The sequence below is a fragment of the Bradyrhizobium sp. P5_C12 genome (genome assembly GCF_054049735.1).
Window position 1 is genome coordinate 1 of sequence record NZ_JBFULU010000149.1, and the last position, 589, is coordinate 589.

1 protein-coding gene is annotated in these 589 nt (G+C 64.7%); it reads right to left on the reverse strand.

Annotated elements, in window-relative coordinates:
* The coding region (locus ACXJMY_RS38040) for a VCBS domain-containing protein (RefSeq protein ID WP_456624477.1) at positions 1-589 on the reverse strand (589 nt) is incomplete at both ends.

Genomic DNA, 589 nt, shown 5'->3' on the forward strand with positions numbered 1-589 from the left:
GAGATCGTCACGTCGTACTTCTGGGTCAGGGTCGAGATCGTCACGTCGTACTTCTGGGTCAGGGTCTGATCGGCCTGCAGAGAATCCAGCGCGCTGTCGGAGACCGAGAAGCTCCAGCCGATCGAGCCGCCATTGCCGGTATCGTGGTTGGTGGTATTGAGCGTGAAGCTGCCGAGATAGCCGCCGCCCTGCGGCGCAAAGCTCGCAGTATGGCTGTCGAGCGTGTCGACGTCCGTGAACGTCACGGCGCCGGAGGCCGTATGCGGCGTGTTGGCCGCCTCAGCAGCCGACAGATCCGCCGACTCCGTCGCCAGGCCGCCCTGCGCCGACGAGGTGATCACCGGCGCATCGTTGGTGCCGACAATCGTCACCGTCACGGTCTGGACCGCGGTGCCGCCGTGACCATCCGAGATCGTCACGTCGTACTTCTGGGTCAGGGTCTGATCGGCCTGCAGAGAATCCAGCGCGCTGTCGGAGACCGAGAAGCTCCAGCCGATCGAGCCGCCATTGCCGGTATCGTGGTTGGTGGTATTGAGCGTGAAGCTGCCGAGATAGCCGCCGCCCTGCGGCGCAAAGCTCGCAGTATGGC